Below are 19,414 nucleotides of genomic sequence, written 5' to 3' on the forward strand. Positions count from 1 at the left end.
GTACGTGGCAGCCGCAGAAACCGCAACCCGACGCTCCAGCTCCGCCGCGAGCGCCGCCAAGACGACCAAGGCGACCGCGGCCGGCGAGGCCGAGGAGAAGCCGAAGCGCAAGACGACCGCGACGGCAGCGAAGAAGCCCGCCGCCAAGGCCGCCGGCGCCAAGACCCCGCGCAAGCCGGCCGGCAAGGCCGACCCCGCCGCGAAGGGTGCCACCAAGAAGGCCGACGGCGAAGAGCCGGAGGACATGGAAGGCGCTCCGGGCGCCGAAGACCTGGTCGACGACGTCGAACTGGTCGACGAGCCCGTCGTGGACGAGCCGGAGGAGGCGGAGGACCCCAAGAACGAGGGCGACTTCGTCTGGGACGAAGAGGAGTCCGAGGCCCTGCGCCAGGCGCGCAAGGACGCGGAGCTCACCGCTTCGGCCGACTCCGTTCGCGCCTACCTCAAGCAGATCGGCAAGGTCGCCCTCCTCAACGCCGAGGAGGAGGTCGAGCTCGCCAAGCGCATCGAGGCCGGGCTCTACGCCGCCGAGCGCGTGCGCCGCTCCGAGGAGGAGGCGGAGAAGCTCACCCCGCAGCTGCGCCGCGACCTGCGCTGGATCGTCCGCGACGGCGAGCGCGCCAAGAACCACCTGCTCGAGGCGAACCTCCGCCTCGTCGTGTCGCTGGCCAAGCGCTACACCGGCCGCGGCATGGCGTTCCTGGACCTGATCCAGGAGGGCAACCTGGGTCTGATCCGCGCCGTCGAGAAGTTCGACTACACCAAGGGCTACAAGTTCTCCACGTACGCCACCTGGTGGATCCGGCAGGCGATCACCCGCGCGATGGCCGACCAGGCCCGCACCATCCGCATCCCGGTGCACATGGTCGAGGTCATCAACAAGCTGGGTCGCATCCAGCGCGAGCTGCTGCAGGACCTGGGCCGCGAGCCCACGCCGGAAGAGCTCGCCAAGGAAATGGACATCACGCCGGAGAAGGTGCTGGAGATCCAGCAGTACGCGCGTGAGCCCATCTCACTGGACCAGACGATCGGTGACGAGGGCGACAGCCAGCTCGGTGACTTCATCGAGGACTCCGAGGCCGTCGTGGCGGTCGACGCCGTCTCGTTCACGTTGCTGCAGGACCAGCTCCAGTCGGTGCTCGCGACGCTGTCCGAGCGCGAGGCGGGGGTCGTCCGGCTGCGCTTCGGCCTCACCGACGGCCAGCCGCGCACGCTGGACGAGATCGGCCAGGTCTACGGCGTGACGCGTGAGCGCATCCGGCAGATCGAGTCCAAGACCATGTCGAAGCTGCGTCACCCGTCGCGCTCGCAGGTGCTGCGCGACTACCTCGACTAGGTCTCCCACTCGGGTATACGCAGAGATCCCCGCACCGGTTCGGTGCGGGGATCTTCTTTTTCTCGCCGTGACCAGGCGTGATCGAACGCATGCGAAAGATGAGTACCCATGTACTCATGTGCCGCCCATGCACCTCACGACAGCATCAGTGTGTGGCTGTGCCGGAGGGGTGCACAGGGACAGTTCCGGACATCGGAACGAGGGGGCAAGAAACATGGGCAGGTCTGTACTCGAAGGGGCGTTCTCGCTGCTGGACGAGCTGATGGACGCCGGTGAGCTGGGGCTCACGCAACTCGCCGACCGCTGCGAGATGCCGAAGACCACGGTGCATCGCCTTCTGGACCAGATGGAGGTGCTCGGCGCGGTCGAGAACGTGCGCGGCCGCTACCGCATCGGCGCGCAGATGTTCCGGCTCGGGCAGGCCTGGGAACCTGCGCCGGGCATCCTGCAGGTGGCGCGGCAGCCGCTGCGCGCGTTGTCCGCGACGATCAGGACGTCGACGATTCTCGCGGTCCCCCGGCGCGACCGGGTGCTCGTGGCCGCGGCGAGCATCGTGCGCGCGGAGGACGTGGCGCGGCTGCGTCCCGGCGCCACGGTGCCGGCGGGCATGGAGTTCGTCAGCGCTCCGGTGCGCACGCCGTCCAGCAGTGTCATCGGCACCGTCTCCGCGGTGCTCGACAGCGGCCGCAGCGCCGCCGCGCTGAGGGAGGCGGTCGGACACGCCGCACGGGCGATCAGCGCGGCCCTCGCGAGCTGATCGACTGAGCCGAACGGCCGTACGACCGGGAGTTCGATCACGGTGCCGCGTCCGAATCGTGGGACGTTCGTGACCTGTTCGCTGCGGGCGGACAAAGGCAACCGATATCACACTCCCGGTCGCACGCAACCGACCGAACAGCCCGAATCCACTGCTCCACCAGCGGCTTTCCGGTTGCTCACAGTGCCTGTCAAGACGGTGAACCGGTGGCGAACACAGGTGTAAGCCTGCTGCAGACGGGTAAATCGCAGAGTGACGCGAGTCGCCACGCACACGGGAACACTGACTATCGCCAGAACGTCTGTCAGAGTGGAGCCAGCGAGCACCGCGCACCAGCCAGGGGCGCCGTGGTCGCAGCTTGGTAAGAGGGCACCGAAACACTCAGTTCCGGTGCTGGGACGGAGGGAGATTCATCATGACTGCAGCACTCACCCGCCCCGAGTTGACCGCTGCCGACCGCTGCGACCGCTGCGGGGCTGCTGCCCAGGTTCGCGCCGTTCTCCCGTCCGGGGGCGAGCTGCTGTTCTGCGGGCACCACGCCCGTGCGCACAGTGAGAAGTTGCGCGAGCTCGCTGCTGAGATTCAGCAGGGCTGATCCACCCCACCTAGCCGCTCGGGGCGGAGATCCTTCACGGGATCTCCGCCCCCTTCGCTTCTACAGGGCGTCCAGGACGGGTTCGAAGGCCAGCTCGGCGGCGCCGATCAGCTTCGCGTCGCGGCCCAGCGGTGACGTCACGACCTGGGTTCCGCCGACCGCACGCGACACGAGGCTGCGTCGCTGCACGACAGCGCCCACCGAGTCCACGAGCGACGTCGGCAGCGCGGTGTAGAGGTCGCCCAGGACCACCAGTTCCGGGCCGAGGACGTTGACGATGTTGGCGAGCCCGAGGGCCAGCCAGTCCGCGAACTCACCCAGCGGCGAGGGGTCCTCCAGCGCCCGCAGCGCCGCCACGACGGCGCCGCGAGGCGCGTCTTCCGGCAGCCCCAGGGCCCGGCACAGCGCCGGTTCGCCGACCTCGGTCTCCCAGCAGCCGTCACAGCCGCAGTAGCACCGACGGCCGCGCGGGTTCACCACCATGTGCCCGAGCTCACCGACGTAGCCGCCGCTGCCGCGCAACGGTTGCCCGGACAGGATCACGCCGCCGCCGACACCGACGTCCGCGGAGATGTAGACCATGTCCGAGGACGCCCGCGCCGCGCCGCGCACGTGTTCGGCGAGCGCGCCGAGCTCCGCGTCGTTGCCCACCTGGACGGGCAGCTTCAGCACCGCCTCCAGGCGTTTGCCGAGCGCGACACCCGTCCAGTGCAGGTTCGGCGCCTCGTGCACCTGGCCGTCCGAACGCCGGACGACCCCCGGTACCGACACGCCGACCCCGACCGCGGTGACGTCGAGGTCGTCGGCCATGAGGCGCGCCGACTCGACGATGTGCGTGATGACCTCTCCCGGATCACGCGTCCGGTGATGCAGGTTCCAGCTGTCCCGCCCGAGGATCTCTCCGCCGAGGCCGACGAACCCCATCGCCACCTGCTCCACCCGCACGTCGATCGCGATGACGACCGCGGCGTGCGGCTGGGGCAGGACGAGCAACGAGGGGCGGCCCGCACCGCTGCGCAGGGCGGGCACGCGTTCGGCGACCACACCGGCTTCGGCGAGGCCGTCCACCAGGGCCTTGATCGTGCTGCGGTTGAGCCCGAGCTCAGCCGCGAGCGACGCCCTGGTGGACGGGCCGTCGACGTGCAGGCGACGCAACAGCGCCGTCCTGTTGTGCCTGCGGATCTCGTCTGGACGGGTGCCGGACGTAGGTCCTGTCACCTCGTCAGCGAGCCGCGTTGGCCGCCCGGCGGCGGGACAACGCGTCGACGCTCGCGGCGAGCAGCAGGACCAGGCCGGTCACGATGAACACGACCGCGGCGGGCTGCTTGAGCAGGCCCATGCCGTTCTGGATGATCGCGAGCACCGCGCCACCGATGACGGCGTCGCGCAGCCGGCCCTTGCCACCGAACAGCGACGTGCCACCGATGACGGCCGCGCCGACCGACAGCAGCAGCGTGTTGCCGGCACCGGCGTTCGGGTCGACCGAGCCCACCTTGGACGAGTACACGATCGCGCCGACCGCGGCAGCGGAAGACGCGATCACGAAGACGCTCATGCGGATCCGCTCGACGTTGATACCGGCGCGGCGGGCGGCTTCCTTGTTGCCGCCGACGGCGTAGATGTGCCGGCCGTAGCTGGTGCGGTCGAGCACGAACGTGCCGATGACCAGCAGCACGAGCACCAACGGCACCACGTACGGCACGCCTTCGATCACCACGAGGTTGCTCGGCGCGCGGTTCAGCGAGAGCGCGTAGGTGATGACCGCGGCCAGCACCGCGAGGGCGCCGATCTTGGCCAGCACCAGCGCCGTCGGCTGGGCCACGAGTCCCTTGCGCAGGCGGGAGAAGTGCCGCGTGAGCACGACCGCCGCGTAGCCTCCGACGGCGATGACGAACAACGCCCACGAGCCCAAGAAGTTCAGGTTGCCGTTGGCGACGTTGAAGATCGTGTCGTCGCGCAGGCCCAGCGTGCCGCCCTGGCCGATGAGCTGCAGCACGACACCGCCCCAGACCAGGAACAGCGCCAGCGTCACGACGAACGACGGGATGCCGACCTTGGCGACCAGGAAGCCGGTGATGCAGCCGATGGCCGCGCCGACGCAGACCGCGAGCAGCATCTCCAGCCAGGCGTTCGCGGGAATGCCGACGACCGCGATCAGGAACGCGACCAGCGACAGCGCCGCTCCGGCCCAGATCCTCATCAGCACCGCGAGCACGATCGCGACCAGCAGCAAGCCGCAGAACACGTAGAACACCGTGTCGCCCATGCCGCCGAGCAGGTTGCCGTTGTGGATCAGGTGCAGTGCCATCACCGACGCCGTCACACCGGACGCGGTACCGGCGGACAGGTCGATCTCGCCGAGCAGCAGCACGAACACCAGGCCCATCGCGATGATCGTGATGCTGGCGCCCTGCTGGAGCAGGTTGGCGAGGTTGCCGAGGGTGAAGAACGTGTCGGACAACGCGCTGAACACGAGGAGCAGCACGATGAGCCCGAGCAGCGCGGGCAGCGAACCGAGCTCGCCGCCGCGGACCCTGGCCCAGTAGTCGCGAACGGCCTCGCCCGTGGACTGGGACGTCGTGTCGATGCCGAAGTCGGAGATCGCGCCCTGTGCCGGGGTCTCCTGCTCGGACGTTTCGGTGGTGTCGGTCATGCTCGCCTCTTCGGAACTCATCAGATCGTCGCCGCCTCGGGGCGGGCGATGCCCAGGTCACCGGAACGCCCGGCGGTGATCAGCTCGACCACCTGGCCGTGCGTGACGTCCTTGGACCCCACGACCGCGGCCATGCGACCCAGGTAAAGGCACGCGATCTTGTCGGCGACCTCGAACACGTCATTCATGTTGTGGCTGATCAACACGACCCCCAGGCCCTGCTCCGCGAGCCGGCGGACCAGGTCGAGCACCTGCCGCGTCTGGGCGACACCGAGTGCCGCGGTGGGCTCGTCGAGCAGCACGACCTTGCTGTTCCACAGCACGGCCTTGGCGATCGCGACGGTCTGGCGTTGACCACCGGACAGCGACGAGACCTGCGTGCGCACCGACTTGACCGTGCGGACCGACAGCGACGCCAGCGTCTTGCGCGCGGCCTGCTCCATGTCCGTCTCGTCGAGCAGGCCGTGCTTGGTGCGCTCGCGGCCGAGGAACATGTTCTGGACGATGTCGAGGTTGTCGGCCAGCGCGAGGTCCTGGTAGACGACCTCGATCCCGAGCGCCGCGGCGTCGCGCGGGCCCTTGATGTGCACCGGGTTGCCTTCGAACAGGATCTCGCCTGATTCGGCCGGGTGGATGCCCGCGATGCACTTGACCAGCGTCGACTTGCCCGCGCCGTTGTCGCCGACGAGCGCGGTGACCTCACCGGGGTTGACGGTGAAGTCGATGTCGTGCAGGACGTGCACGGGACCGAAGCTCTTGTTGATGCCGCGCAGCTCGAGAATCGGCTCGCTCACTGGGGTTCCTCCGTGGTTACCACGCGCCGAGGCGGGGTGCGCAGGTTCCGCACCCCGCCTTGACGCAAGCGGTCCTACTTGATGCCGAGCTCGGTGCAGGCGGCCTGGGTGTCGGCCACGCAGATCTCCGAGGCCTTGACGAAAGCCGCGTCGACCACCGACTTGACCTTGTCCTTGGTGATCAGCTGCGGCGTCAGCAGGACGGACTTGACGTCGCGGTTGCCCTTGTTGTCCTTGGTCTTGCCGGTCGCGAGGGCGTCGGCGGCGGCGGTGTCGCCCTTGGCGAGAGCGGCAGCCAGCTTGGCGGTGGCCTCGGCCTCGTCCTTGATGGGCTTGAACACGGTCATGTACTGGTCACCGCGGAGAACGGCCTGCAGACCGTCCGGGGTGGCGTCCTGGCCGGTGACCGGAACCTTGCCGTTCAGGCCGACCTTCTTCAGGACCGTGATCACGGCGCCGGCGAGACCGTCGTTCGCGGCGACGACGCCGTCGACCTTGCCGCCGTTGCTGGTCAGGATCTGCTCGAAGACCTGACCACCCTTCTGGTTGTCCCAGTTGTCGATCGGCTGGGACTGGACCAGCTTGAGCTTGCCCGAGTCGTAGAGCGGCTTGAGCACCTTCTGCTGGCCGTCGTGGAACAGGGTCGCGTTGTTGTCCGTCGGGGCGCCCTCGATCTCGATGACGTTCGCGCCCTGCGGGGCGTTCTTCATCCCGTCCGCGAAGCCCTGGCCCTGCAGCTCGCCGACCTTCACGTTGTCGAACGACACGTAGTAGGACGAGGAGCCACCGAGGTTCAGGCGGTCGTAGTCGATGACCTGGATGCCCTGGGCCTGCGCCTTCTTGGCGACGGAGGCACCGACCTCGCTGTTGGGCGTCGCGATGATCAGGACCTTGACGCCGGCGTTGATCATGCCGTCGGCCAGGGTGCTGAACTTCTGGACGTCACCCTGGGCGTTCTGGATGTCGGGGTCGAGCCCCTCCTTCTTCAGAGCCGCCTCGAGCAGCGGCTTGTCGAAGCCTTCCCAGCGAGCGGAGGAGGCGGTCTCGGGAAGGATCACGCCGACCTTCGCCCCACCCGTGCTGCCAGAGTTCGTGTTGCTGGTTCCCCCGTTGCCGGAGGACGTGTTGGCGCCACACGCCGAGACCGCCAGGGCGAGGCCCGCGGTAACGGCGATGGAAGCGAGGCTCTTGCTGCGCATCCGCCATCCCTTTCACTGCGCTGTGTCACAGAGAATGTTGTGGCGCACAACGTATGCCCGACATATGCGTGACCGGAACCACACTGGATCGATTAAGTCGTAACGATGCGGCAACCTCGGCGAAATTTGGTCACCGAGAGTTGTGAGAGCGTAACCACGGCGCTACTGCATCCAGTGGCGATATATCGGATATCGGCTACTTCGCGTTCAGGACGGACCGGACCATGCGCCGCACCGCATCCGGCGTCGGTGGGGTGTCGCGGTCGGCGAAGAGCAGGTGACCGGTGCCGATGAGCATGGGCGCGGCGGCGTCCGGCTCGACACCGCTCACACGGCCGAGCTCGCGCTCGCGCTCCAGGTAGTCGCCGATCATGATCGCGGCGTCGGTCAGCACCGGCACACCGGCGGGCCAGGTCTCGCGCAACCGCCGGCGCAGGTCGTCGCGGAAGGTCACGAGGGCCACGATCGCGACGGCGACCGAACCGAACACGGCAATGATCGCTTCGGCCAGGTTGTCGACGACGGACCCGGTGCCCGCCGCCTCCAGGAGCGCCTTCGCCCGCGCGTCCATCTTGTCCGCGCGGTCCATCACGAACTCGGCGAGAAACGCGTCGAAGTCGTCGAAGTGCCGGTGCAGGACCCCCTTGGCGACGCCGGCCGCAGTCGTCACCGCACGACTGGTGAGCGCACTCGGCCCGCCCTCGACCAGGAGTCGCTCCGCCGCGTTGAACAGCTGTTCTCGCACGTCACGCAGGTGCACACCGGTCGGCACGCCGAATTCTCCTAGCTGAGTGGGCAGTTGCCCACTATGGTGGGCGCATGCCCACTTTAGGTGAGAAGCCAGAGCAGGTGGACTCCGGCAAGAAGCTCAGGGAGAAGCTCGCGGGCTCGTTCGGCTCGGAGGCGGCCCGCTACGACCGCACCCGGCCGCCGTACCCGGACGAGCTGGTCGCGCGGATCGTGAAGGCGAGCCCCGGCCCGCGCGTGATCGACGTCGGCTGCGGCACCGGCACGCTGTCCCGGCAGCTGAAGGCAGCCGGTTTCGAAGTGCTCGGTGTCGAGCACGACGAGCTCATGGCCGAGGCCGCCCGCGCGACGGGCATCCCGGTGGACGTGTCGAAGTTCGAGGCCTGGGATCCCGCCGGCCGCGAGTTCGACGCCGTCGCCGCCGGCCAGTCGTGGCACTGGGTCGACCCCGAGCAGGGACCGCGCCAGGTCGCACGGCTGCTGCGACCTGGCGGCCTCTTCGTCGCCCTGTGGCACGTGTTCTCGACGCCGGACCCGATCGCGCAGGCGCTCGCCGGCGCCTACGAGGAGGTCGCGCCCGACGCGAAGCTCCTCGTCGGCCACAGCCGTGACGAGGCGGTGGGCTTCTACCGGGCAGGCTGCACACGCACCGCTGACGCCTTCGTCAACACCGGCGAGTTCTCGAACCCGGACCAGTGGAGCGTCAGCTGGGACCAGTCCTACACCACCGCCGAGTACCTCGACCTGTTGCTCACCATGAGCCCGCTCGCCCTCCTGACGAGCGATCAGGTCACCGGCCTGCTGGAGAAGGTCAGCGCCGCTATCGACGCTCACGGCGGCACCTTCACCTCGAACTACGAAACCGTCGCCGTCGCCGTCACCCGCAACTGATATATCGCATATCGCCCACCCAGCTGATGCAAAAAACGTTTGCGGACGAAGTCAAAAGACTCATTGCAAAGGTGCATACGTAGCCCTACCAGGGCTTTCCTGGCCGGGCTGATCTCACCAGGAGCGGAGGGTGGCGATGCGTTCCTCCAGCTGCTCGATGCTCGCCATGGCGGTAGGTGGCCCGCCGCAGTACTCGCGCAGCTGGTTGTGGATCTTGCCGTGCGGTTTCTTGGTGCGGTGGTGGTGCATCGCGACGAGGGTGTTGAGCTCCTTGCGGAGTGAGGCGAGGCGTTCCTGGACGCTGGCGGGCCTCGCCTCGCGCACCGCCACCTCGGGCTTGGGGCGCTTGGCCGCGAGGGCCATCTGCTCCTCTTGGCGTTGCAGCAGCAGCGTGCGCACCTGGTCCGGTTCCAGCAGACCCGGCAGGCCGAGGTACTCCTGCTCCTCCTCGGAGCCCGCCATGGTCGGGGCACCGAACGACGAGCCGTCGAAGATCAGCTGATCGAGCTCGGCCGTGGTGCCCAGGGCGGTGAAGGCGCGCTCGTCCTCCCCCGGCTCGTCCTTGGCCTGGTTCGCGGCCGCCATCAGCTCGTCGTCCCAGCCGTCCTTCTCGCGGTGCGGCTTGCCCAGGACGTGGTCGCGCTCGGCCTCCAGCTCGGACGCGAGCTGCAGCAGCACCGGCACCGACGGCAGGAACACCGAGGCGGTCTCGCCGGGCTTGCGGGCGCGCACGAAGCGTCCGATGGCCTGGGCGAAGAACAGCGGGGTCGACGACGACGTCGCGTACACGCCGACCGCGAGGCGCGGCACGTCGACGCCCTCCGACACCATCCGGACCGCGATCATCCAGCGTTCGGTGGTGGCGGCGAACTCGGCGATCTTGCCCGACGCCTTCGGGTCGTCGGAGAGGACGAGCGTGGGGACGTGGCCCGTGACGCGCTGGAGCACCTGCGCGTAGGCCTTCGCCGTCTCCTGGTCGGTCGCGATCACCAGACCACCGGCGTCCGGCAGGCCGTTTTCACGCTTCTGGGTGAGCCGCTGGTCGGCGGCGCGCAGCACGGACGCCATCCAGTCGCCGGCCGGGTCCAGGGCGGTGCGCCACGCCCGCGCGGTCTGCTCCTGCGTCAACGGCTCGCCCAGGCGTGCGGTGAACTCCTCGCCCGCGCTGGTCCGCCACGACGCCTCACCCGAGTACGCCAGGAACAGCACGGGCCGGACGACGCCGTCGCGCAGCGCGTCGGAGTAGCCGTACGTGTGGTCGGCCTTGGACGTCTTGAACCCGCCGGAGCTCTCCTCGTAGGTGACGAACGGGATGGGCGAGTCGTCCGAGCGGAACGGCGTACCGGTGAGGCACAGCCGGCGCACCGCGGGCGTGAACGCCTCGCGGATCGCCTCACCCCACGACTTGGCGTCACCGCCGTGGTGGACCTCGTCGAGCAGCACGAGCGTCTTGCGGTTCTCCGTGCGCACCCGGTGCAACGACGGATGGGCGGCGACCTGCGCGTACGTCACTGCCACGCCGTGGTAGTCGCGGGAGGTCATCGCGTTGGTGTTGCGGAAGTTCGAGTCGATGTGGATGCCCTGCTCGGCGGCGGCCTTCGCCCACTGGTGCTTGAGGTGTTCGGTGGGCGTGACGATCGTGACGGCCTCGATCGTCCGGTCTGCCAGCAGCTCGGCGGCGACGCGCAGTCCGAAGGTCGTCTTGCCGGCACCGGGCGTGGCGACGGCGAGGAAGTCCTGGGGCTTCGCGGCCAGGTACTTGGTCAGCGCGCGGCGCTGCCATGCCCGCAGCGGTCGCATTGCTGCTGTCGCTGTCACAGACGTGTTTCTCCTCGTTTTTGCAGGTCAGACATGGCAGTGCCCTCAGGCAGGCCGGTGCCGAGGGCACTGCGACTCTACCTGTTCTCGGCGTCAATGCCGCGAAACGTGGCGGTATGCACCATGCTTGTCACTGCGATGGGTTCGCCTACCGACAACGACGCACGCAGGTCCGGCCGCAAGGGGCCGCTGCGTCTACTCGCGCGCACGCTGTCGAAAGCGTGGGAAGGCAACATCTTCTCAGAAGCCGCCGAGGCCGCGTTCTGGCAGACGCTGTCGTTCCCGCCACTCCTGCTCGGTGTGCTGGGCGCCATGGGCTACCTCGGCGACTGGTTCGGCCAGGAGGTCGTGTCCGCCGTCCAGGCGAAGATCATCGGATTCACCCGGACGATCTTCAGCGCGGACGTCGTCAACGGCGTGATCCAGCCGACCGTCGCGGAGATCCTCAGCACCGGCAAGGGCGAGATCGTCTCCGTCGGCTTCCTCATCTCGCTGTGGGCGGGCTCGTCGGCGATGTCGTCGTTCGTCGACGCGATCACCGTGGCGCACGGCCAGTACGGCGTCCGCAACGAGCTGTGGCAGCGCATCTTCGCCCTGCTGCTGTACATGGTGTCGTTGGTGGCGCTGGTGATCGGCCTGCCCGTGCTCGCGCTGGGCCCGGACATCCTGCCGCAGTTCTTCCCGACGTCGTGGCAGCCCTACATCTCGACGTGGGTGGGCCGCTTCTACTACCCCGGCGTCGCGCTGCTGCTCGTGCTGTCGCTGTCGATGCTCTACAAGCTCGCACTGCCGCGGAAGCTGCCGTACCACCGCGTGCTGCCGGGGGCGATCCTCGCGATGGCCGTGTTCATCCTGTCGTCCATCGGCCTGCGCCTGTACATCCAGTGGATCACCACCACCGGCTACACCTACGGCGCGCTGGCGACGCCGATCGCGTTCCTGCTCTTCGTGTTCTTCATCGGCCTGGCGATCACCATCGGCGCGTACTTCAACAGCGCCATCCAGGACATGTGGCCGGCCCGCATGACCCGCCGTCAGCGCCGCCGGTGGCGCCGCCTGGAGATGGAGCGCGCGGCGTCCCGCATCCGCGAGGAGAACGCGCAGCCCAAGCAGGAGACGAACAACAACAGCTACTCGGCACCGTCCCCAGCCGACACGCAGCTGACGTCGCCGCTGAAGATCCAGCAGCCGCGGTCTCAGCCTGAGGGGGAAACGAGCGCGGACGACCGCAGCCGCGCCTGACGCCTCGTGTTGCCGAGGCATCGAGCGCGGCCGCGTTGCGCTCGTGGAGGCTTACTCGCCGCCGTCGCCGCCGTCGGGCAGGTTGTCGTAGATCTTCTTGCACTCCGGGCACACCGGCGACCCCGGCTTCGGCGACCGCGTCACCGGGAAGACCTCGCCGCACAGTGCGACCACGTGGGTTCCCATCACGGCGCTTTCGGCGATCTTCGCCTTGCGCACGTAGTGGAACATCTTCGGGGCGTCGTCCCCGGTGTGGTCGGTGCCTTCCGGCCGTACGTCGACCTCGGGGAGAGTCTGGGTGCTCACCTGCCCAGGGTACCTGGGATGATGTCCCCTCGTGACCACGCTGCACATCGCCGAAGAAGTAGCCACCGCACTGGCCGAGAACCGGCCCGTCGTCGCTCTTGAGAGCACCATCCTGTCCCACGGGCTGCCCGCGCCGCGCAACCTCGCGGTCGCCGCACGCCTGGAGAAGGTCGTGCGGGAGGCCGGTGCCGTCCCCGCGACGATCGCGGTGCTCGACGGCGTGCCGCACATCGGCCTCACCTCCGCCGAGCTGGACCGCGTCTGCAACTCGGGCGAGCTGCTGAAGCTGTCGTTGCGCGACCTCGGCGCCGCCTGCGCCCTGGGCCGCAGCGGTGCGACGACCGTGGCCTCGACCACCGCTCTGGCCCACCAGGCCGGGATCCGCGTGTTCGCGACCGGCGGTCTCGGCGGCGTGCACCGCGGCGCGCGCGAGACGTGGGACGTGTCCGCCGACCTCGACGTGGTGGCGACGACGCCGGTGCTGATCGTCTGCTCGGGCGTGAAGTCGATCCTGGACATGGGAGCGACCCTAGAGGTCCTGGAGACCCGCTCGGTGCCGGTCGTCGGCTACCAGACCACCCGTTTCCCGGCGTTCTACCGCCGCGAGTCGGAGTTCGACGTGCCGTGGCGCGTCGAGAACGCCGCCGAGGCCGCCGCGGTGTTCGCCGCCGGTGGCCGGGGCATGCTGCTGGCGAACCCGATCCCCGCCGACTTCGAGATGGACGCCGCCCTGCACGACCGCCTCCTCGCCGAGGGCCTGCAGAAGCTCGTCGACTGCGACGTGCGCGGCAAGGACGTCAGCCCGGTCCTGCTGGAGCACTTCCACACCGCGAGCGAGGGCGTCAGCCTCGACGCGAACGAGGAACTGGTCGTCAACAACGCCTCCGTCGCCGCCGCCGTCGCCGCCGAGCTGTTCCGGTGAGGCCGGTTGTCGTCGTGGGCGACGCCGGCCTGGACGTCGTCGCCCGCCACACCGGCCCCATCGCCCACGGCGGCGACGTCCGCGCCAAGGTGACGATCGAACCGGGCGGCGCGGGCGCGAACACTGCCGTCTGGCTGGCCGCGTGCGGCGCCTCCCCGGTGCTGGTCGCCCGCGTCGGCGCCGACTCGGCGGGCCGCCAGGTGCACGCCGAACTGACCTCCGCGGGCGTCCGGTGCGCCTTCGCCGTCGACCCGGACCTGGCAACGTGCTGCGTCGTCGTCCTCGTCGACGAGAACGGCCAGCGCTCGATGCTGCCCGACCGCGGTGCGAACGCCCGCTTCTCCCCCGCCGACCTCGACCCCGGCCTGCTCGCAGGCGCCGACGGTCACCTGCACCTGTCCGGCTACGTGCTGCTGGACGCCACGTCCCGTCCGGCCGGGCTCGCCGCCCTGCAGGCCGCCCGCGACGCCGGGTGGACCACCTCGGTGGACCCGCAGGCGGCGGCGCTGATCCACTCCGCCGAGGCGTTCCTGGAGGACATCCGCGGCGTCGACATCCTCATGCCGAACGCCGACGAACTGATGGCCCTGACCGGCTCGGCCGACCCGTCCGGTGCCAAGAGCCTGCTGACGCACGTCGGCACCGTCGTCGTGACCTCGGGCGCGGACGGCGCGTCGTGGATCGACACCGACGAGCTGATCTCGGTCCCCACTGAACCCACTGAGTGCGTGGACTCCACCGGCGCCGGTGACGCCTTCGACGCCGGCTTCCTCGCCGCCTGGCTGTCCGGCGCCTCGAAGCGCGACGCCCTGCTCGGCGGCGTCCGCGCAGGTTCGCGAGCCGTCAGCCTCGTCGGCGCTCAGCCGCCCCGCTAGCCCTCAACCGATATATCAGCCGATATATCAGTCCTCCGTGGCTCGTCCGCATGCAAAAAACGTTTGCGGACGAAGTCAAAAGACTCATTGCAAAGGGGTGGGCGCCCGGCAACGGATCGGCCGGGCGGGCTTGGAGTGCGTGTCAGCCGTCGATGACGGTGGTGCTCTTGGGTGCGATGACGCGGCGCTCGGCCTCGTAGCGGTTGGCCTTCTCGGCCTTGCGCGGCGGGCGGTCGTTGGCGATCAGCACGGCCATCCACGGCAGCGGCACGGAGAGCACGATGAAGAAGAGCGCGAGCCACCAGGTGTGGGCGAACAGGGCCGCGAGGATGAGGCACGGGAAGCGCAGGCTCATCATGATCGCGTACTTGCGGCGCCGGGCGGCGTGCTGTTCCTCGTAGGACGGGGCCGCCTCGGTGATCAACACCGGGGTGTCGTTCCGATCGGGACTGCTCACGACACCACCTCCGGATCATATGGTCCCACGTCCGAGTGACCCTCGGGACACCCGGTCGGCGGTTAACATCCGCGCGTGGTCGCCCTTGATCGGCTCGTGGACGTGCTCGGCAGTCTGGGCACGCATCTGGCGTGCGCGCCGAGGGGCAGGGACGTCGAACTCCGTGGGGTTGCCCTGCACGACCCCGCGGAAAACACGCCGGCCGCCGCCGGGGACGTCCTGCTCGGGCTGGGCACACCTTCGGTGGCGGCGGCGGCGCGGCTCGCGTCCTCGACGGCCGCGTCCGCGCTCGTGCTGCACGGCAAGCCGCCGCTGGACGAACGCGTGGTCGCGGCAGCCAGGAAGTCCGGGGCGGCTGTGCTGCTCGTGGATCCTTCGGTGCCGTGGAGCCAGCTCGCCAACGTCACGCAGACGCTCGTCAACGGTGGCACTCGCACCGGTGACCTGTTCGGTCTCGCCGACGTGATCGCGGGCGTGGTAGGCGGCCCGGTGACGATCGAGGACCAGCAGTCCCGCGTGCTCGCCTACTCCTACCGGCAGGAGGACGTCGACCCGGTGCGGGTGCAGACGATCCTCGGCCGTCGTGTCCCGGAGGAGGCTCGGCGGGCGCTCGACGAGTTCGGCGTGTTCACGCACCTGGCGTCGTCCGACGAACCGATCTTCGTGCCCAAGCTGACCCCGCAGCTCGGCAACCGGCTGGTCGCCGCGGTCCGGGCCGGGCGGGAGCTGCTCGGGTCCGTGTGGGTCGAGGTGACCGGGCCGGTCGATGCCACCAGGTCCGCGGCATTGGTGGACGGCGCGCGCACAGCGGCGTTGCACCTGTTGCGGTCGCGGGCGTCGACGGATCTGGAACGGCAGGCGGAGGCGGATCTGGTGATCCGGTTGCTGGAGCAGCCGGAGTCCGCCGACGTCGCCCGGCTGGGACTGCCGTCGGCCGACCTGCGGGTGATCGCGGTGCAGGCCCACGCGGGCGAAGGTGAGCACGGGGCGGCGGTGCTGGCGTTCCAACGGGCGACAGCGGGCTTCGGGTGGTCGCGGCCAGGGCGCAGCGCGTTGTTCGGCAACGTTCTCTACACGATCATCCCGGCGTCCGACGACGCCGTCGCGTGGGTGCGCTCGCTGGTGCGCGAGCTGCCCACCGAGGCCACGGTCCTGGCGGGGATCGGCGGGCCGGCGGAGGCCGCGCAGCTGCCCACCTCGCGGCAGGAAGCCGATGAATGTCTCGCGCTTTCCACCGGTGCACCGGTGGTGTACGACGAGGCTTGGGCGCGGGTGCTGTTGCAGCGGCTCGCCACCGTGGCCGAGGCCGGACGCCTGCCGACACGCGGTCCGATATCCAGCATATTGCGGTACGACGCCGAGTACGGGACGCAGTACGCGGCGACGTTGAAGGCCTGGCTCGCGGCTCAGGGCGATGTGCGGGCGGCGGCGCGCGAGCTCAACGTGCACCCGAACACGTTGCGGTACCGGATGCAGAAGATGGCGGAAGTGACCCCACTGCCCCTCGACGACCCCGAACAGCGCCTGGCGATGGCCATCGCCCTCCAGATCACGCGTTGATTTCGCCGGCGTGAAAGCATCTACCTCCGTGCACCCTGATCTTTCCGTTGACCTGTGCGCCCGTTTGCGCGAAGCGTTCGAGAACGCCGGCTACACCGCGGACGGCGTCGTCGACGCCCTCGGCCCGCAGGCCCACGCCGCGCTCGGCCGGGGCGAGCCCGAACCCGCCCGCCGCGCCAGCAGGGACGCCGGGACGCTCGGCACGTTGATCCGCCTGTTCCTGCTGGGCGACCAGGAACCGGAGCAGGACGTCCGCAAGGCGCTCGCCGGTGTCGACATCGACGACGCCGTGGCCAACGAGATCCTCACGAAAGAACTCAAAGCCGGCCTCGACGTCCGGCCGTACGAGGACAACTGGTGGGTCATCGCCGACCTCGACTCGGATCTGCGCGGCGGAGCGGTCCCGGAAGACCACGTGCTCGGCGTCGGACACGCGTCCATCAGCCTCGCCCGCGCCACCAAGCGCACGCCGGTCGGCACGCTGCTGGACCTCGGCACCGGCTGCGGTGTCCAGGCCCTGCACGCCAGCACGCACGCCGACCGCATCACCGCCACCGACCTGTCGGAGCGCGCGCTGAGGCTCGCGCAGGGCACGTTCCGCATCAACGGACTCGACGTCGAGACGCTGCGGGGCGAGTGGTTCGGGCCGGTCCGCAACCGGCGGTTCGACCAGGTCGTGTGCAACCCGCCGTTCGTCGTCGGCCCGCCGCGCGTGGACTACGTGTACCGGGACTCAGGGCTCGGCGGTGACGACGCGTCGGCGCTGGTCATCCGGCAGCTGCCGGCGTTCCTCGACGAAGGTGGCGTCGGTCAGCTGCTGGCGTCGTGGCTGCACCGCAAGGGCGAGGACTGGGCGGACCGCGTCTCCGGCTGGCTGCCGCGCGGCGGCGTCGACGCCTGGTTCGTGCAGCGCGACATCGCCGAGCCGGCGCTGTACGTCGGCACGTGGCTCAAGGACGCGGGCGTCGACCCGCGCAGTCCGGAAGGCCGTCAGAAGGCCGCGGCGTGGCTGGACTGGTTCGAGGAGAACCAGGTCGAGGGGGTCGGCTTCGGGTACGTGACGTTGCGGCGCACCGACGAGATGCACTCCCAGGTCGTGTGTGAGGACCTGCGCCACGCCTACGACGACCCGCTGGGCCCGGAAGCGGCGCGGTGGCTCGACAACGTCGCGTGGCTGCGCGCGAACCCGGACCTGCTGGGCCACCGGTTCCGGGTCGCCGGCACCGTGCTGCTCGAAGAGGTGTCCGAGCCGAGCGAGGACGGCTGGCGCAAGGTCGTCGCCCGGCTGCACCGCACCGACGGGCCGGGCTGGCAGCACGAGGTCGACGAGGCGACCGCCAAGCTCGTCGCCGGGTGCACGGGTGCGCTGCCCCTGGAGGACCTCCTCGCACTGCTCGAGTTCGCTTACGGAGAAATCGATGCAGAAGCGGCGTTGCCGATCGTTCGTGATCTCATCCTGCACGGAATGTTGATTCCCGCGTGAAAGCAGTTGTGGCACGCGTCACAGAGGCGAGCGTGGAAGTCGGCGGCGCGATCGTCGGCGCGATCGACGAACCGGGATTGCTGGTGCTGCTCGGCGTCCACCACGACGACACGGCCGAGCACGCCCGCAAAATGGCGCAGAAGCTGCACGGGCTGCGCATCCTCGACGACGAGCAGTCGTGCGAGTCCACCGGCGCTCCGCTGCTGGTCGTCAGCCAGTTCACCCTCTACGGAGACACGCGCAAGGGCCGCCGTCCGTCCTGGACGGCGGCCGCCCGGCCCGAGCACGCGGAACCTTTGGTGAACGCCGTCGTGCAGGAACTCCGCCAAAAGGGCGCGCGGGTCGAAACGGGACGTTTCCGGGCCGAGATGAAGGTGCGGAGCGTGAACGACGGTCCGTTCACCGTGCTCGTCGAGGTGTGACTAAACGGTTCTCAGCCAATCCTCAGATTAGTCGCGCAACCGCTGTGACAGCGGTGACGTCTTCAGGTCAGGAAGTCGGGAACGAATTCGGAATCGTCTTCGTTACCCAGGTATCAGCCAGCTAGCGATGGGATCCCGAGCGGGCCCGCCGCAACCGGCAACCAGGGCGCAGCGACGCGCCGCCTTGACCGCCACGCGCGACTGTCCTGACCGACAGCAGCGTCGCCCGCAGCAGGGGGAGGGAGATCCATGACCGTCACGAGGATCTCCGACCGTGAAGTCGGAGAGAACACGCCCGCCGTCGTCGATCACGACCTCGACGCACAGGGACCAGCAGCCGACCTCGTTCGAGTCTACCTGAACGGAATCGGCAAGACCGCGCTGCTCACCGCCGAAGAGGAGGTGGAGCTCGCCAAGCGCATCGAGGCCGGCGTGTTCGCGCAGCACGTCATGGAGACGGCCAAGCGACTCACGCCCACCCGTCGCGAAGAGCTGGGGGAGCTCGTCCGCGACGGCCGCCGCGCCAAGGACCACCTGCTCAAGGCCAACCTGCGTCTCGTCGTGTCGCTGGCCAAGCGCTACACCGGCCGCGGCATGCCGCTGCTGGACCTGATCCAGGAGGGCAACCTCGGCCTCATCCGCGCGGTCGAGAAGTTCGACTACACCAAGGGCTTCAAGTTCTCGACCTACGCGACGTGGTGGATCCGCCAGGCCATCACCCGCGGCATGGCCGACCAGGGCCGCACCATCCGCCTCCCCGTCCACCTCGTCGAGCAGGTGAACAAGCTCGCGCGGATCAAGCGCGACCTGCACCAGACGCTCGGCCGCGAGGCGACGAACGAGGAGCTCGCGAAGGAGTCGGGCCTGTCCGTCGACAAGGTCGTCGACCTGCTCGACCACGCTCGTGACCCGGTATCGCTGGACATGCCGGTCGGCACGGAGGAGGACGCTCCCCTCGGTGACTTCATCGAGGACTCGGACGCGACCGACGCCGAGAGCGCCGTGATCTCCGGACTGCTGCAGGACGACCTGCGCCGCGTGCTGGCGACCCTCGAACCGCGCGAGCAGGCCGTGATCCGGCTGCGCTACGGCCTCGAGGACGGCCAGCCGCGCACGCTGGACCAGATCGGCAAGCGGTTCGGACTGTCGCGGGAGCGGGTGCGGCAGATCGAGCGCGAGGTCATGTCGAAGCTGCGCCAGGGCGAGCGGGCGGCGAAGCTGCGGGCGTACGCCTCGTAACTCACCCGTCCGGCAGTATTGACTTGTGAGTCAACTCACGGCACGGTCGGGCGTTACCAGAGCCACGCGACGCCCCTCGTGAGTCGGGTTTCGCACACGAAGGAAGGTCGGGGCAGCC

19 protein-coding genes are annotated in these 19,414 nt (G+C 69.3%); 11 read left to right on the forward strand and 8 right to left on the reverse strand.

What is annotated here, in order from left to right; translation table 11 throughout:
- The first annotated feature begins 4 nt into the window (after positions 1-4).
- The 3 genes from ABZV40_RS27615 (at position 5) to ABZV40_RS27625 (ending at position 2,688) form a co-directional block, all read left to right on the forward strand.
- Positions 5-1,336, forward strand: coding sequence for an RNA polymerase sigma factor (locus ABZV40_RS27615; RefSeq protein ID WP_355447492.1), 1,332 nt, complete (start codon positions 5-7; stop codon positions 1,334-1,336).
- 214 nt (positions 1,337-1,550) lie between these two features.
- Positions 1,551-2,093 (forward strand): helix-turn-helix domain-containing protein, encoded by a 543-nt coding sequence (locus ABZV40_RS27620; protein WP_355447495.1) that lies wholly within the window; start codon positions 1,551-1,553, stop codon positions 2,091-2,093.
- Positions 2,094-2,505: 412 nt separating this feature from the next.
- Positions 2,506-2,688 (forward strand): hypothetical protein, encoded by a 183-nt coding sequence (locus ABZV40_RS27625; protein ID WP_189256324.1) that lies wholly within the window; start codon positions 2,506-2,508, stop codon positions 2,686-2,688.
- Between the two features lie 60 nt (positions 2,689-2,748).
- Here ABZV40_RS27625 and ABZV40_RS27630 read toward each other — a convergent pair whose 3' ends face one another.
- From ABZV40_RS27630 to ABZV40_RS27650, 5 genes are all read right to left on the reverse strand, one after another.
- The gene (locus ABZV40_RS27630) at positions 2,749-3,906 is read right to left on the reverse strand and encodes an ROK family protein (RefSeq protein ID WP_355447498.1); all 1,158 of its coding nucleotides are present in this window, start codon (positions 3,904-3,906) and stop codon (positions 2,749-2,751) included.
- 4 nt (positions 3,907-3,910) lie between these two features.
- Entirely contained in the window at positions 3,911-5,341 is a 1,431-nt protein-coding gene (locus ABZV40_RS27635; protein WP_355447501.1) for an ABC transporter permease, read from the reverse strand.
- Positions 5,342-5,361: 20 nt separating this feature from the next.
- Positions 5,362-6,135: an ATP-binding cassette domain-containing protein gene (locus ABZV40_RS27640; RefSeq protein ID WP_355447504.1), complete on the reverse strand. Its 774-nt coding sequence runs from the start codon at positions 6,133-6,135 to the stop codon at positions 5,362-5,364.
- A 74-nt stretch (positions 6,136-6,209) separates the two neighbouring features.
- The gene (locus ABZV40_RS27645) at positions 6,210-7,334 is read right to left on the reverse strand and encodes a substrate-binding domain-containing protein (protein WP_355447507.1); all 1,125 of its coding nucleotides are present in this window, start codon (positions 7,332-7,334) and stop codon (positions 6,210-6,212) included.
- Positions 7,335-7,530: 196 nt separating this feature from the next.
- On the reverse strand, positions 7,531-8,106 hold the full coding sequence (locus ABZV40_RS27650) for a TetR/AcrR family transcriptional regulator (protein ID WP_355447510.1): 576 nt from the start codon (positions 8,104-8,106) through the stop codon (positions 7,531-7,533).
- Between the two features lie 47 nt (positions 8,107-8,153).
- On the opposite strand from ABZV40_RS27650, the gene ABZV40_RS27655 reads away from it, so the two are divergent.
- Positions 8,154-8,972, forward strand: a complete 819-nt coding sequence (locus tag ABZV40_RS27655; RefSeq protein ID WP_355447513.1) for a class I SAM-dependent methyltransferase — start codon at positions 8,154-8,156, stop codon at positions 8,970-8,972.
- 114 nt (positions 8,973-9,086) lie between these two features.
- Here the strand turns inward: ABZV40_RS27655 and ABZV40_RS27660 are convergent, their stop codons facing one another.
- Positions 9,087-10,772 carry a DEAD/DEAH box helicase gene (locus ABZV40_RS27660; RefSeq protein WP_355447701.1) on the reverse strand — a complete coding sequence of 562 codons (1,686 nt, stop codon included), beginning with the start codon at positions 10,770-10,772 and terminating at the stop codon, positions 9,087-9,089.
- 156 nt (positions 10,773-10,928) lie between these two features.
- Here ABZV40_RS27660 and ABZV40_RS27665 point away from each other — a divergent pair, with 156 nt between their 5' ends.
- Positions 10,929-12,032, forward strand: coding sequence for a YihY/virulence factor BrkB family protein (locus ABZV40_RS27665; protein WP_355447516.1), 1,104 nt, complete (start codon positions 10,929-10,931; stop codon positions 12,030-12,032).
- 51 nt (positions 12,033-12,083) lie between these two features.
- Here the strand turns inward: ABZV40_RS27665 and ABZV40_RS27670 are convergent, their stop codons facing one another.
- Entirely contained in the window at positions 12,084-12,338 is a 255-nt protein-coding gene (locus tag ABZV40_RS27670; protein WP_355447519.1) for a DUF3039 domain-containing protein, read from the reverse strand.
- A gap of 31 nt (positions 12,339-12,369) precedes the next feature.
- Here ABZV40_RS27670 and ABZV40_RS27675 point away from each other — a divergent pair, with 31 nt between their 5' ends.
- Together ABZV40_RS27675 and ABZV40_RS27680 are read left to right on the forward strand one after the other, a co-directional pair.
- Entirely contained in the window at positions 12,370-13,260 is an 891-nt protein-coding gene (locus ABZV40_RS27675) for a pseudouridine-5'-phosphate glycosidase (protein ID WP_355447522.1), read from the forward strand.
- Entirely contained in the window at positions 13,257-14,135 is an 879-nt protein-coding gene (locus tag ABZV40_RS27680) for a sugar kinase (protein WP_355447525.1), read from the forward strand. The genes ABZV40_RS27675 and ABZV40_RS27680 overlap by 4 nt, the downstream gene beginning before the upstream one ends.
- 142 nt (positions 14,136-14,277) lie before the next feature.
- Here ABZV40_RS27680 and ABZV40_RS27685 read toward each other — a convergent pair whose 3' ends face one another.
- A complete protein-coding gene (locus tag ABZV40_RS27685) occupies positions 14,278-14,592 on the reverse strand; it encodes a DUF3099 domain-containing protein (protein ID WP_355447528.1) in 315 nt (104 codons plus the stop codon).
- 75 nt (positions 14,593-14,667) lie between these two features.
- Between ABZV40_RS27685 and ABZV40_RS27690 the strand changes: the two genes are divergently transcribed.
- The 4 genes from ABZV40_RS27690 (at position 14,668) to ABZV40_RS27705 (ending at position 19,296) form a co-directional block, all read left to right on the forward strand.
- A complete protein-coding gene (locus tag ABZV40_RS27690; RefSeq protein WP_355447531.1) occupies positions 14,668-16,152 on the forward strand; it encodes a helix-turn-helix domain-containing protein in 1,485 nt (494 codons plus the stop codon).
- 28 nt (positions 16,153-16,180) lie between these two features.
- On the forward strand, positions 16,181-17,635 hold the full coding sequence (locus ABZV40_RS27695) for a methyltransferase (RefSeq protein ID WP_355447533.1): 1,455 nt from the start codon (positions 16,181-16,183) through the stop codon (positions 17,633-17,635).
- Positions 17,632-18,057: a D-aminoacyl-tRNA deacylase gene (gene dtd / locus ABZV40_RS27700; RefSeq protein ID WP_355447536.1), complete on the forward strand. Its 426-nt coding sequence runs from the start codon at positions 17,632-17,634 to the stop codon at positions 18,055-18,057. Before ABZV40_RS27695 ends, dtd begins: the two co-directional genes overlap by 4 nt.
- A 249-nt stretch (positions 18,058-18,306) precedes the next feature.
- Positions 18,307-19,296 carry a sigma-70 family RNA polymerase sigma factor gene (locus ABZV40_RS27705; protein WP_355447539.1) on the forward strand — a complete coding sequence of 330 codons (990 nt, stop codon included), beginning with the start codon at positions 18,307-18,309 and terminating at the stop codon, positions 19,294-19,296.
- Positions 19,297-19,414 lie beyond the last annotated feature (118 nt).

Origin of the sequence: Lentzea sp. NPDC004782 (assembly GCF_040609115.1) — a bacterium.
Lineage (GTDB): Bacteria > Actinomycetota > Actinomycetes > Mycobacteriales > Pseudonocardiaceae > Lentzea.

Bases quoted from the DNA above. Each gene is read 5' to 3' on its own strand.
- ABZV40_RS27620 (WP_355447495.1), top strand. From the start codon at position 1,551: ATGGGCAGGTCTGTACTCGAAGGGGCGTTCTCGCTGCTGGACGAGCTG.
- ABZV40_RS27635 (WP_355447501.1), bottom strand. From the start codon at position 5,341: ATGACCGACACCACCGAAACGTCCGAGCAGGAGACCCCGGCACAGGGC.
- ABZV40_RS27645 (WP_355447507.1), bottom strand. From the start codon at position 7,334: ATGCGCAGCAAGAGCCTCGCTTCCATCGCCGTTACCGCGGGCCTCGCC.
- ABZV40_RS27655 (WP_355447513.1), top strand. From the start codon at position 8,154: ATGCCCACTTTAGGTGAGAAGCCAGAGCAGGTGGACTCCGGCAAGAAG.
- ABZV40_RS27660 (WP_355447701.1), bottom strand. From the start codon at position 10,772: ATGCGACCGCTGCGGGCATGGCAGCGCCGCGCGCTGACCAAGTACCTG.
- ABZV40_RS27665 (WP_355447516.1), top strand. From the start codon at position 10,929: ATGGGTTCGCCTACCGACAACGACGCACGCAGGTCCGGCCGCAAGGGG.
- ABZV40_RS27705 (WP_355447539.1), top strand. From the start codon at position 18,307: ATGACCGTCACGAGGATCTCCGACCGTGAAGTCGGAGAGAACACGCCC.